We start from the raw sequence: 12,433 nt of genomic DNA, 5'->3' as shown, positions 1-12,433 counted from the left end.
GAAGAGGAGTGAGGAGTGAGGAGTGAGTAAAAGCCGGCACTCTCACTCCTCACTCCTCACTCCTCTCCACTCACTCCTGACTTTCAGACTTCCAGCGTAGCCAGATCACCTTTCTCTTCCAGCCATGCCTTGCGATCGCTGGCGCGCTTCTTGGCCAGCAACATGTCCATCAATTTGGCGGTGGCATCGCCTTCCTCGATGGTGAGCTGCACCAGGCGGCGCGTATCGGGGTGGATCGCCGACTCGCGCAACTGGCCCGGGTTCATCTCGCCCAGACCCTTGAAGCGGGTGACGCTGACCTGGCCCTTCATCTTCTCGCGTTCGATCTTCTGCAGCATCGCTGCTTTTTCGTTTTCGTCCAGGCAATAGAACACCTGCTTGCCCACGTCGACGCGGAACAGCGGCGGCATCGCGACGAACACGTGGCCTTCGCGCACCAGTGACGGGAAGTGACGCAGGAACAGCGCGGCGAGCAGGGTGGCGATATGCAGACCGTCCGAATCGGCGTCGGCCAGGATCACGACCTTGCCGTAACGCAGCCCGGAAAGATCGTCCTTGCCCGGATCGCAGCCAATGGCGATGGCCAGATTGTGGACTTCCTCGGAGGCCAGCACCGAGGTCGACTCGACTTCCCAGGTGTTGAGGATTTTGCCGCGCAGCGGCAGGATCGCCTGGAAGTCCTTGTCGCGCGCCTGCTTGGCGCTGCCGCCGGCCGAATCGCCCTCGACCAGGAACAGTTCCGTGCGGGTGAGATCGGTGGCCGAGCAGTCGGCCAGCTTGCCGGGCAGGGCGGGGCCCTGGGTGATCTTCTTGCGTACGACCTGCTTGGCGGCCTTCAGGCGCGCGCTGGCACGTTCGATCGCCAGCTGGGCGATGCGTTCGCCCAGATCCACATGCTGGTTCAGCCACAAGCTGAAAGCATCGTGCACGACGTTTTCCACCATGGCCGCGGCCTGGCGCGAGGACAGGCGTTCCTTGGTCTGGCCGGCGAACTGCGGGTCTTGCAGCTTGGCTGACAGCACAAAGGCGAGGCGTTCCCACACGTCTTCAGGCGCGAGCTTGACGCCGCGCGGCAGCAGGTTGCGGAAGTCGCAGAATTCGCGGATCGCATTGGTCAGGCCCGAGCGCAGGCCGTTGACGTGCGTGCCGCCTTGCGCGGTGGGAATCAGGTTGACATAGCTTTCCTGGACCAGTTCACCTTCGGGGATCCAGGCCAGTGCGACGTCGAGACCTTCCGTGTCGCGTGCGACGTGATGCACGAACAATTCGGCCGGCAGCAGCTCGGCGCCATCGAGCTCACCGCGCAGATAGTCGCTGAGGCCGTCTTCGTAATGCCACTGGATGACTTCGCCGCTGGCTTCGTCGGTGAGCTTCACGTTCAAGCCGGCGCACAGCACGGCCTTGGCGCGCAGCAGATGCTTGAGCTTGGAGAGCGAAATCCTGGGCGAATCGAAATACTTCGCTTCCGGCCAGAAGTGCACGGTGGTGCCGGTCTTCTTCTTCGGCACAGTACCGATGACTTCCAGTTCGCTGACACGGTCGCCGTGCTCGAACGCCATGCGGTATTCGTTGCCGTCGCGGCGGATGGTGACCTCCACGCGATCGGACAATGCGTTGACCACCGATACGCCCACGCCGTGCAGGCCGCCGGAGAAGTTGTAGTTCTTGCCGGAGAACTTGCCGCCCGCATGCAGGCGGGTCAGGATCAACTCGACGCCCGGGATGCCTTCTTCCGGATGGATGTCCACCGGCATGCCGCGGCCGTCGTCGCTCACCTCGACCGAGCCGTCGCTATGCACGATGACCTCGATGTTCTTGGCGTGCCCGGCCAGGGCTTCGTCCACCGAGTTATCGATGACTTCCTGCGCCATATGGTTCGGGCGCGTGGTATCGGTGTACATGCCGGGGCGGCGCTTGACCGGGTCAAGGCCGGAAAGGACTTCGATATCGGCGGCGTTATAGCGGGTGTTCATGCGTAGCCAGGTTACTCAGGTCAGGCGCGGGAGAATGGGTGTCGGGCGACGGGAGGTCAAGTTTTGAGGCAGGAGGCGGGTTCCGTACACGGTAGCCGTGGGCTGTCGCAAAGTTTGAGGCTGACAAGGCCCAGAGGAAGCGCTTTATAACGGAGCGCAGTGCCGCTCCAGCCAAGCCAGGTCTGCCTCTTCCAGCATCGGGGCCAGCGCAGCGCGCACCGCCGCGTGGTAATCGTCCAGCCAGGCCCGTTCTTCCGGGTTGAGCAGGCTCGGCTCCAGCGCGCGCCGATCGAACGGGCACAGCGTGAGCGTTTCAAAGCCGTAGAACGCACCGAACTCGCTCTGCTCGGCCTCGACCACCACCGCCAGGTTCTCGTGGCGGATGCCGTAGCGGCCTGGCTTGTACAGGCCTGGCTCGATCGAGCTGATCATGCCCGGTTCCAGCGGCACCAGGGCGCCGCCTGGCGCTGGCTGGCGAATGCCGTGCGGGCCTTCGTGCACATTCAGGAAGTAACCCACGCCGTGGCCGGTGCCATGGCCATAGTCCATCGCGCCGGCCCACAGCGGAGCGCGTGCCAGTGCGTCGAGTTGCGGGCCGCTGGCGCCCTGTGGAAAGCGTGCGCGAGACAACGCGATCATGCCTTTCATCACCAGCGTGGCGTCGCGGCGCTGGTCGTCGGTGGTCGGCCCCAGCGCCAGCACCCGGGTGATATCGGTCGTGCCGCCCAGGTACTGGCCGCCCGAATCGATCAGCAGGAGTCCCTGGCGTTGCAGGGTGCTGTGCGCCTCGGACATGGCACGGTAGTGCGGCAAGGCGCCGTTGGCCTGATAGCCGGCGATGGTGGCGAAACTTTCGCCGACGAAGTCGGCCTGCGCCGAGCGTTCCTCTCGCAACAAGGTGTCGACGTCGAGTTCGGTCTGCGTCATGCCGGCGGCAAGCCGTTCTTCCAGACGCCGGAACGCGCGCACCAGCGCGGCGCCGTCACGACGCATGACCTCGCGGATATGGGCCAGCTCGTCGGCGTTCTTGCGCGCCTTGAACAAGGTGGTCGGATTGGCCGCTTCGATGCGCCGCGCGGCTGGCGCGATCGCATCGGCTACCGCGCTGACCACGCGGTTGGGATCGAACAGCAGGGCATCGTTGGCACGCAGCTCGCCCAGTGCGTCGCCGATGGTTGCGTAGTCGGCAATGGCGATGCCGTCGGCGGCGAGAGCACCGACCAGCGTGTCGTTGAGCTTGCCGCGATCGACGAAGAGCGTCGCGCCATCGTCCGCGTCCACCAGCAGATGGGCGAGAAAGACCGGATTGCACTCGACGTCGCTGCCGCGCAGGTTGGTCAGCCAGGCGATGTCATCCAGGCTGCTGATCAGGTGCCTCGTTGCGCCGAGCTTGCGCATCGAGGTGCGCAGGCGACTGAACTTGTCGGCCCGGCTGACACAGGCGTAGTGCAGGGGGTGCTCGACGATCGGGGCGCGCGGCAGCGCCGGGCGATTGCTCCAGATCATTCCGGGCAGGTCGAGATCGGTACGCAGGCGGGCGCCGATCGCCGCCATGCGGCGTGTGATGCCCTGCGCCGCGCCGGCCGCGATGCTGTCGCCTGCGATCGCCAGTACCGCGCCTTCGCCGAGCTGCTGTTCCAGCCAGGTCAGGTGTTCGGGGGCGTGGGCCTGCTTCTGCTTCATCAGCACTACGCCGGTCCCTTCGAGCTGATGCTGCGCCTGTTCGAAGTAGCGTCCATCCGTCCATACGCCGGCGTGGTCTGCGGTGACAACCAGCGTGCCGGCCGAACCCGTAAAGCCCGAAAGCCAGGCGCGCGCCTGCCAGTGTTCAGGCAAGTATTCGGACAGGTGCGGATCGGCGCTGGGAATCAGGCAGGCGGCCACGCGATGGGTCTGCATGGCGTGGCGTAGGGCGGCTATGCGTTCGGGGATCGAATTCATGGCGGCATGGTACCAGCGCTGATGCGTGCGAGTGTGGCGAAGTGACGCAGCGAAACTCGCCTGTTTCGTACCTTCTTGCCATCTCGCGAACCGGGGCCTTGATGTGGCTTTGCCCGACCGATACGAGTGAATGCGATCACCAAGCCATTTTCCTCATCATCGCCTGGAACACGATGCTGTAACGATCGTCATGACGGTGACATCGATGCGCAAAGTTGGCGTGCAGTACACCAGCAACGCGCGACGCGCAAGGCGCGGCATCTTGTCTCGTAACGATGAAGGTGCGCTATCGCCTCGCTAGAATGCGCCCGGCGCCAAATCCCCGATGGCGTACCCCAAGATCGTCAGGTAGACCGTGATTAAAAAATCCCTCGCCTCTGTCTTGCGCATGTTCTGCGTAGGCGCTGTCGTGTTGCTCGCCGGTTGCAGTACCGAGCTTATGTCGCCCAAGGGCGATATCGGCATGCAGGAGCGCACGCTGATTCTCACTGCGCTCGGCCTGATGCTGGTCGTGGTCATCCCGGTCATCGTAATGACCCTGCTGTTCGCCTACCGTTTCCGCGCCTCGAACAAGAAAGCCGCCTATAAGCCGAAGTGGGCGCACTCGACCGCCATCGAAGTGGTGGTGTGGACGGTGCCGTGCATCATCGTGGGCATTCTTGCGGTCATCACCTGGCGCACCTCGCATTCGCTCGATCCGTACAAGCCGCTGGAATCGGACGTCAAGCCGATCACCGTCGAAGTGGTTTCGATGGACTGGAAGTGGCTGTTCATCTACCCGGACTACGGTGTGGCCTCGGTCAACCAGATGGCGATGCCGGTCGGCGTGCCGGTGAATTTCCGCATCACCTCCGACACGGTGATGAACTCGTTCTTCATCCCGCAGCTCGGCAGCCAGGTCTATTCGATGGCCGGTATGGAAACCAAGGTACACCTGATCGCCAATGAGCCCGGGGTCTACCGCGGCCTGTCGGCCAACTACAGCGGTGCGGGCTTCTCCGATATGCGCTTCGATGCCGTCGCCACCACCCAGGAAGGCTTCGATAACTGGATCAAGCAGGCCAAGGCAGCGCCGCAGGCGCTCGACGCCACCAGCTACGCAAGCCTGGCGCAGCCGAGCACCAAGCTGCCGGTGACCTATTACTCGACCGTCGCGCCGAATTTCTTCGACACGATCGTCAACAAGTACATGGGTATGGATATGTCCCACGGCGACAAGTCGATGGCGATGGACATGCCCATGCCAATGCATCACGCAGAAACCAAGGTCGCGGAGTGACCTCATGCTGAGTCAGATTTTCGGAAAACTTACGCTCGATGCGGTTCCGTTCCACGAGCCGATCATCATGGGCACGCTGGTCGTCGTCATTGTCGGTGGCCTGGCCTTGCTGGGTGCGATCACCTATTACGGCAAGTGGACCTACCTGTGGAAGGAATGGTTTACCTCGGTCGATCACAAGCGCATCGGCGTGATGTACATCATCCTGGCGCTGGTGATGCTGCTGCGCGGCTTTGCCGACGCGATCATGATGCGCATGCAGCAGGCCATCGCCAACAACGACGCTGCCGGCTACCTGCCGCCGCATCATTACGATCAGATCTTCACCGCCCATGGCGTGATCATGATCTTCTTCGTGGCGATGCCGTTGATCGTCGGCCTGATGAATGTGATCGTGCCGCTGCAGATCGGCGCGCGCGACGTGGCCTATCCGTTCCTGAACTCGCTGAGCTTCTGGCTGGCGGCCGTCGGTGCGGTACTGGTGATGCTGTCGATGTTCGTCGGCGATTTCGCCGCCACCGGCTGGCTGGCCTATCCGCCGCTGTCGGAGCTGGGATATAGCCCCACCACCGGCGTCGACTACTACATATGGTCGCTGCAGATATCGGGCCTGGGCACCACGCTGACCGGTATCAACTTCGTCGTCACCATCCTGCGCATGCGTGCGCCGGGCATGAAGATGATGCAGATGCCGGTGTTCACCTGGACCGCGCTGGTCGCCAACATCCTGATCGTGGCCGCTTTCCCGGTGCTGACCGCGACGCTGGCCCTGCTGACCGCCGACCGTTATCTCGGTACGCACTTCTTCACCAACGAGCTTGGCGGCAACCCGATGATGTACGTCAACCTCATCTGGGTGTGGGGCCACCCCGAGGTGTACATTTTGATTTTGCCGTGCTTCGGCGCGTTCTCCGAGATCATCTCCACCTTCTCGGGCAAGCCGCTGTTCGGTTACAAGTCGATGGTCTACGCCACCTGCTGCATCGGCGTGATGTCGTTCCTGGTGTGGTTGCACCACTTCTTCACCATGGGTTCGGGCGCCAACGTCAACGCCTTCTTCGGCATCATGACGATGATCATCTCGGTACCTACCGGCGTGAAGTTGTTCAACTGGCTGTTCACCATGTACCACGGCCGTGTGCGCTTCACCGCGCCGGTGCTGTGGACGATCGGCTTCATGATCACCTTCACCATCGGTGGCATGACCGGTGTGCTGCTGGCAGTGCCAGCGGCGGACTTCGTGCTGCATAACAGCCTGTTCCTGATCGCGCACTTCCATAACGTGATCATCGGCGGCGTGGTGTTCGGTTGCCTGGCCGCGATCCATTTCTGGTTCCCGAAGGCGTTCGGTTTCACGCTCAACGAGTTCTGGGGCAAAGTGTCGTTCTGGTGCTGGCTGGTCGGCTTCTATGTGGCCTTCATGCCGCTGTACGTGCTCGGCTTCATGGGCATGACGCGTCGCATGAACCACTATGCCAACCCCGATTGGCATCCGTATCTGGTGGTTGCCGCGTTCGGCGCGGTGATCATCGCCCTGGGTATCGGCGCGCTGTTGGTGCAGTTCTGGGTGAGCTTCCGCGAGCGCAAGCAGAACCTGGACCTGTCGGGCGACCCGTGGGATGGCCGCACCCTGGAGTGGGCGACCAGCTCTCCGCCGCCGTTCTACAACTTCGCCATCGTGCCGCATATCGACGATATCGATCAGCACTGGGAAGACAAGGAACGCCGCGTCGCCTACAAGCGTCCGGCACGCTACGAAGACATCCATATGCCGCGCAACACCGGCGCCGGCGTGTACATCTCGGTGGCGGGCTTCTTTCTGTGCTTTGGCTTGATCTGGCACATCTGGTGGCTGGCCGGCCTGGGTCTGCTGGGCATGGTCGGCTCGTTCATCGCGCGCAGCTACGACCGCGACGTGGATTACTGGGTGCCCGCCAGCGAGGTGGCACGCATCGAGAACGAACGCTTTGCGGCGCTGAAGGAGGCTGCGTAAGCCATGAGCACGACGATTTCCCATATTGGCGGTGCGCACGGCGGTCATCACGACCACGCGCACCACGACGACGGATCCAAGACCACGCTCGGTTTCTGGATCTACCTGATGAGCGACTGCCTGATCTTCTCGGTGCTGTTCGCCACCTTCAGCGTGCTGGCCGGCAATACCGCCGGCGGCCCGAGCGGCAAGGACCTGTTCGAGCTGCCGTTCGTGCTCGGCGAGACCATGCTGCTGCTGATTTCCAGCTTCACCTTCGGCGGCGCCATGCTCAGCATGCAGGCCGGCCGCAAGGGCGCGGTGCAGGCCTGGCTGGCGGTGACCTTCCTGTTTGGCGCCGGCTTTATCGGCATGGAAGTGTATGAATTCGCCAAGCTGATCCACGAAGGCGCGGGCCCGGACAAGAGCGCCTTCCTGTCGGCCTATTTCGGCCTGGTCGGTACCCACGGCCTGCACGTCACCGCCGGCCTGTTCTGGCTGCTGACGATGATCCACCAGGTGCACAAGTTCGGCCTGGACGGCGTGGTTCAGCGCCGCCTGAACTGCCTGAGCCTGTTCTGGCACTTCCTGGATCTCGTCTGGATCTGCGTGTTCACCTTTGTCTACCTGCGCGGAGTGCTGTGATGTCGAGCGCGACCCATTCCCTTCATGCCGCCGGCCACAGCGGCTCGCACGGCAGCTGGAAGAGCTACATCGTCGGTTTCGCCCTGTCGCTGGTGCTGACCCTGGCCTCGTTCGGCGCGGTCATGAGCGGCAAGCTGCCACATGGCGCCATCCTGCCGGCCATCGTGGTGCTGGCGGTGGCGCAGTTGGTGGTCCAACTGGTGTATTTCCTCCATATGGGTACCGCTCCGGAGCAGCGCAGCAACCTGGCGATCTTCCTGTTTACCGGCCTGATCATTGCCATCGTGGTCTGCGGCTCGTTGTGGGTGCTGCACAACATGAACGAAAACATGATGCACCCGATGCCGATGAACATGCCCTCGACGACGGGCGACTGACACCCGTCAGGCGGCGTCGCCAAGCGGTTTGAGACAAAAGGGGCCTCGGGCTCCTTTTGTCGTTTTCGGGGCGCGCTGGCGCCACGGCCGGCTGAATCCCCGGGCCGGGATCGTTCATGACATCTCGCAGCTTGGCCCGTCTTCCTCTAAAATGCCGATTTCCAGCACGGCTGCTTCCCATGACCCCCCTGATTTTCGTCACCGGCGGTGTGGTGTCCTCCTTAGGCAAGGGCATCGCAGCGGCGTCGCTTGCTTCCATTCTGGAAGCGCGCGGTCTCTCGGTCACCATGATGAAGCTCGATCCGTATATCAATGTGGATCCGGGCACCATGAGTCCCTTTCAGCACGGCGAGGTCTATGTGACCGACGACGGCGCCGAGACCGACCTGGACCTGGGCCACTACGAGCGCTTCGTCCATACCCGCCTGACCGGCAAGAACTCCATTACGACTGGCAAGATCTACGAATCGGTGATCCGCAAGGAGCGCCGCGGCGACTATCTGGGCGCCACCGTCCAGGTGATCCCGCACATCACCGACGAGATCAAGCACTGCATCCATGAGGCCACCCGTGGCTTCGACGTCGCCCTGGTCGAGATCGGCGGCACGGTCGGCGACATCGAGTCGCTGCCGTTCCTGGAGGCCATCCGCCAGTTGCGCATCGAGCATGGCCCGGAAAAGTGCCTGTTCATGCACCTGACCCTGGTGCCGTATATCAAGGCCGCCGGCGAGATCAAGACCAAGCCGACCCAGCACTCGGTCAAGGAGCTGCGCTCGATCGGTATCCAGCCGGATGTGCTGCTGTGCCGCTGCGAGCAGACGCTGCCCGAAGGCGAGCGCCGCAAGATCGCCCTGTTCACCAATGTGCCCGAACACGCGGTCATCAGCGCCAACGACGTGGATATCATCTACAAGCAGCCGCTGTGGCTGCACAAGCAGGGCCTGGACGATATCGTCGTCAAGCGCCTGGGGCTGGACGCCGGCCCGGCCGATCTGTCCAGCTGGCAGCGCACGGTCGATGCGGTCGAGCATCCGAAGGATGAAATCACCGTCGCCATCGTCGGCAAGTACGTCGAGCACAAGGACGCCTACAAGTCCCTGGGCGAGGCGCTGCGCCACGGCGGCATCAAGCAGCAGACCCGCGTCAACCTGGCATGGATCGATTCGGAGCAGATCGAGGCCGACGGCGCCGGCAAGGTGCTGGGCAAGGCCGACGCGATCCTGGTGCCGGGCGGTTTCGGCAAGCGCGGTTTCGAAGGCAAGGTGCTGGCGGCCAAGTACGCCCGCGAGCACGGCGTGCCGTACTTCGGCATCTGCTACGGCATGCATGCGGCCGTGGTCGATTTCGCGCGCAACGTTGCCGGCCTGACCGACGCCGATTCGAGCGAGAACGATCGCAACAATCCCAACCCGGTGATCGCGCTGATTACCGAGTGGACCACCGCCAGCGGCGAAGTCGAGCAGCGTACCGAGCGTTCGGACCTGGGCGGCACCATGCGCCTGGGCGCACAGGAATGCCGCCTCAAGGCCGGCACGCTGGCGCGCGAACTGTACGGTCAGGAAGTGGTGCGCGAGCGCCATCGCCACCGCTACGAGTTCAATAATCGCTATCGCCAGATGTTCGAAGACCTCGGCATGGTGGTGTCGGGCAAGTCGATGGACGACCTGCTGGTCGAGATCGTCGAGCTGCCGCGTCAGAAGCATCCGTGGTTCCTGGGCTGCCAGGCGCATCCGGAGTTCACCTCCACGCCGCGCGACGGCCACCCGCTGTTCATCGGCTTTGTCCACGCCGCGCGCGAGTTCAAGGCGGTGCGTGAAGGCCAGTTGCTGGCGAAGGAGTCGGCGGCATGAAGCTCTGTGGTTTCGACGTAGGTCTCGACAAGCCGTTCTTCCTGATCGCCGGTCCTTGCGTGGTCGAGTCCGAGCAGTTGCAGCTCGACGTCGCCGGCAAGCTCAAGGAGATCACCGGCAGGCTCGGCATCAACTTCATTTTCAAGTCGAGTTTCGACAAGGCCAACCGTTCCTCCAGCCAGAGCTTTCGTGGCCCGGGCATGGAGGAGGGGCTGCGTATCCTCAGCGAGGTCAAGCGCCAGATCGGCGTGCCCGTGCTGACCGATGTCCACGAATACACGCCGATGAATGAAGTCGCCGCGGTGGTGGATGTCCTGCAGACACCCGCATTTCTGTGCCGCCAGACCGATTTCATCCAGAACGTAGCGCGCGCCGGCAGGCCGGTGAACATCAAGAAGGGCCAGTTTCTGTCGCCCTGGGACATGAAGAACGTAGTCGACAAGGCCAAGGCCGTCGGCAACGACGACATCATGGTCTGCGAGCGCGGCGCGAGCTTCGGTTACAACAATCTGGTCTCGGACATGCGCTCGCTGAGCGTGATGCGCGACACCGCCTGTCCGGTGGTATTCGACGCGACCCATTCGGTGCAATTGCCGGGTGGGCAGGGCACCAGCTCGGGCGGACAGCGCGAGTTCGTGCCGGTACTGGCGCGTGCAGCCGTTGCGGTCGGTGTTGCAGGTCTGTTCGCCGAGACGCATCCCAACCCGGCCAAGGCACTGAGCGACGGCCCCAATGCGTGGCCGCTGGACAAGATGGAAGCCTTGCTGGCGACCTTGCTTGAACTCGACCAAGTCACCAAGCGTCACGGTTTTCTCGAAAACACCATTGTTCCGACCTGAGGCAGGCGCATGTCCACGGAAGAATCGCAGGTCCAGTTGTTGACTGAAATCCGCGATATCCAGCGCGAGCATCTGGAGCTCTACCGGAAGAACAGTGAGGTGGCCATCGCCAAGCAGGAACAGGCGTTGAACATCACTCGGCGGTTCCAGCGGTTCTATCGCGTGGTCGTGGTCATCCTGTTTCTTGTTATTGCCATCGCCATGTTCTGGCTCTTCAAGTAATCACCGATTAGGGGCAACAATTAATGTCGACACAGATCACCCGCATTCACGCTCGTGAGATCCTCGATTCCCGCGGTAACCCGACACTCGAAGCGGAAGTCACACTGGCTGGCGGCGGCTTTGGCCGCGCCGCGGTACCGAGCGGCGCCTCCACCGGCTCGCGCGAAGCGGTCGAGCTGCGCGATGGCGACAAGTCGCGTTACCTCGGCAAGGGCGTGAGGAACGCGGTAGGCAACGTCAATGGCGCTATCGCTGATGCGCTCAAGGGCTTTGACGCAGCCGATCAGAAAGGCCTCGACGACAAGCTGATTGCGCTGGACGGTACGCCGAACAAGGGTCGCCTGGGTGCGAACGCGCTGCTCGGCGTGTCCATGGCCGCTGCGCACGCGGTGGCGAATGCGCGCAAGGAGCCGCTGTGGAGCTATCTCTCCAACGGCAAGCCCGGCGATCTGCCGGTGCCGATGATGAACATCATCAACGGCGGTGCGCATGCCGACAACAATGTCGACGTGCAGGAATTCATGGTGCTGCCGGTTGGCCTGCCGAGCTTTGCCGAGGCGCTGCGCGCCGGTACCGAGATCTTCCACGCGCTCAAGGGCGTGCTGAAGGGCAAGGGCCTCAACACGGCGGTCGGTGACGAGGGCGGCTTTGCGCCGAACCTGCGTTCCAACGTAGAAGCGCTGGACACCATTCTCGAAGCGGTGAACAAGACCGGCTTCAAGATCGGCAGCGACATCCTGCTGGGCCTGGACGTGGCCAGCTCCGAGTTCTTCAAGAACGGCAAGTACGATCTGGAAGGCGAGGGCAAGGCATACAGCCCGGCCGAATTCGTCGACGTGCTGGCGAGCTGGGCCAAGCAGTATCCGATCGTCACCATCGAAGACGGCATGGCCGAAGGCGATTGGGACGGCTGGAAGCTGCTGACCGACAAGATCGGCAAGAGCGTGCAGCTGGTCGGCGACGACCTTTTCGTGACCAACCCGAAGATCTTCCGCGAAGGCATCGACAAGAAGATCGCCAACGCGATCCTTATCAAAGTCAACCAGATCGGCACCTTGTCCGAAACGCTCGAAGCCATCGCGATGGCCGATGCGGCCAAGTACGCGGCGATCGTCTCGCACCGTTCGGGTGAAACCGAGGACACCACGATCTCGGATATCGCCGTGGCTACGACCGCGACGCAGATCAAGACCGGTTCGCTGTGCCGTACCGATCGCGTGGCCAAGTACAACCAGTTGCTGCGGATCGAGGAACAGCTGGGTGCGGCGGCGCGTTATGCCGGTCGCAACGCGTTTCCCAGTCTTGCCCATTTGCCGAGCTAAGTGACGGAGTGAC

General features: G+C 62.9%; 10 protein-coding genes. 8 read left to right on the top strand and 2 right to left on the bottom strand.

Annotation, left to right across the window (positions count from 1 at the left end; genetic code table 11):
• Nucleotides 1–83 precede the first annotated feature (83 nt).
• Nucleotides 84–1,973, bottom strand: a complete 1,890-nt coding sequence (gene parE, locus QMG46_RS19160; RefSeq protein WP_281849455.1) for a DNA topoisomerase IV subunit B — start codon at nt 1,971–1,973, stop codon at nt 84–86.
• Between the two features lie 144 nt (nt 1,974–2,117).
• On the bottom strand, nt 2,118–3,914 hold the full coding sequence (locus QMG46_RS19155) for an aminopeptidase P family protein (protein ID WP_281849454.1): 1,797 nt from the start codon (nt 3,912–3,914) through the stop codon (nt 2,118–2,120).
• 388 nt (nt 3,915–4,302) lie between these two features.
• Between QMG46_RS19155 and cyoA the strand changes: the two genes are divergently transcribed.
• From cyoA to eno, 8 genes are all read left to right on the top strand, one after another.
• Entirely contained in the window at nt 4,303–5,193 is an 891-nt protein-coding gene (gene cyoA, locus QMG46_RS19150; protein ID WP_345781804.1) for a ubiquinol oxidase subunit II, read from the top strand.
• Between the two features lie 16 nt (nt 5,194–5,209).
• Nucleotides 5,210–7,186 carry a cytochrome o ubiquinol oxidase subunit I gene (gene cyoB, locus QMG46_RS19145; RefSeq protein WP_281852930.1) on the top strand — a complete coding sequence of 659 codons (1,977 nt, stop codon included), beginning with the start codon at nt 5,210–5,212 and terminating at the stop codon, nt 7,184–7,186.
• A gap of 3 nt (nt 7,187–7,189) precedes the next feature.
• A complete protein-coding gene (cyoC, locus tag QMG46_RS19140) occupies nt 7,190–7,810 on the top strand; it encodes a cytochrome o ubiquinol oxidase subunit III (RefSeq protein WP_281849453.1) in 621 nt (206 codons plus the stop codon).
• The gene (gene cyoD / locus QMG46_RS19135; protein ID WP_281849452.1) at nt 7,810–8,187 is read left to right on the top strand and encodes a cytochrome o ubiquinol oxidase subunit IV; all 378 of its coding nucleotides are present in this window, start codon (nt 7,810–7,812) and stop codon (nt 8,185–8,187) included. Before cyoC ends, cyoD begins: the two co-directional genes overlap by 1 nt.
• A gap of 179 nt (nt 8,188–8,366) precedes the next feature.
• Nucleotides 8,367–10,037 (top strand): CTP synthase, encoded by a 1,671-nt coding sequence (locus QMG46_RS19130; RefSeq protein ID WP_281849451.1) that lies wholly within the window; start codon nt 8,367–8,369, stop codon nt 10,035–10,037.
• Entirely contained in the window at nt 10,034–10,876 is an 843-nt protein-coding gene (kdsA, locus tag QMG46_RS19125) for a 3-deoxy-8-phosphooctulonate synthase (RefSeq protein ID WP_281849449.1), read from the top strand. The genes QMG46_RS19130 and kdsA overlap by 4 nt, the downstream gene beginning before the upstream one ends.
• A 9-nt stretch (nt 10,877–10,885) precedes the next feature.
• The gene (locus tag QMG46_RS19120) at nt 10,886–11,098 is read left to right on the top strand and encodes a hypothetical protein (RefSeq protein WP_281849448.1); all 213 of its coding nucleotides are present in this window, start codon (nt 10,886–10,888) and stop codon (nt 11,096–11,098) included.
• 23 nt (nt 11,099–11,121) lie between these two features.
• Nucleotides 11,122–12,420 (top strand): phosphopyruvate hydratase, encoded by a 1,299-nt coding sequence (gene eno / locus QMG46_RS19115; protein ID WP_281849447.1) that lies wholly within the window; start codon nt 11,122–11,124, stop codon nt 12,418–12,420.
• Nucleotides 12,421–12,433: the final 13 nt, after the last annotated feature.

This window comes from Dyella sp. GSA-30 (assembly GCF_027924605.1).
In the GTDB taxonomy this organism is placed as follows: Bacteria; Pseudomonadota; Gammaproteobacteria; order Xanthomonadales; family Rhodanobacteraceae; genus GSA-30.
The sequence above is the reverse complement of the archived record's forward strand: the minus strand, read 5'-3'. Positions and strand labels throughout refer to the sequence as shown.

Bases quoted from the DNA above. Each gene is read 5' to 3' on its own strand.
- parE (WP_281849455.1), bottom strand. From the start codon at position 1,973: ATGAACACCCGCTATAACGCCGCCGATATCGAAGTCCTTTCCGGCCTT.
- QMG46_RS19155 (WP_281849454.1), bottom strand. From the start codon at position 3,914: ATGAATTCGATCCCCGAACGCATAGCCGCCCTACGCCACGCCATGCAG.
- cyoA (WP_345781804.1), top strand. From the start codon at position 4,303: ATGTTCTGCGTAGGCGCTGTCGTGTTGCTCGCCGGTTGCAGTACCGAG.
- cyoC (WP_281849453.1), top strand. From the start codon at position 7,190: ATGAGCACGACGATTTCCCATATTGGCGGTGCGCACGGCGGTCATCAC.
- cyoD (WP_281849452.1), top strand. From the start codon at position 7,810: ATGTCGAGCGCGACCCATTCCCTTCATGCCGCCGGCCACAGCGGCTCG.
- QMG46_RS19130 (WP_281849451.1), top strand. From the start codon at position 8,367: ATGACCCCCCTGATTTTCGTCACCGGCGGTGTGGTGTCCTCCTTAGGC.
- kdsA (WP_281849449.1), top strand. From the start codon at position 10,034: ATGAAGCTCTGTGGTTTCGACGTAGGTCTCGACAAGCCGTTCTTCCTG.
- QMG46_RS19120 (WP_281849448.1), top strand. From the start codon at position 10,886: ATGTCCACGGAAGAATCGCAGGTCCAGTTGTTGACTGAAATCCGCGAT.
- eno (WP_281849447.1), top strand. From the start codon at position 11,122: ATGTCGACACAGATCACCCGCATTCACGCTCGTGAGATCCTCGATTCC.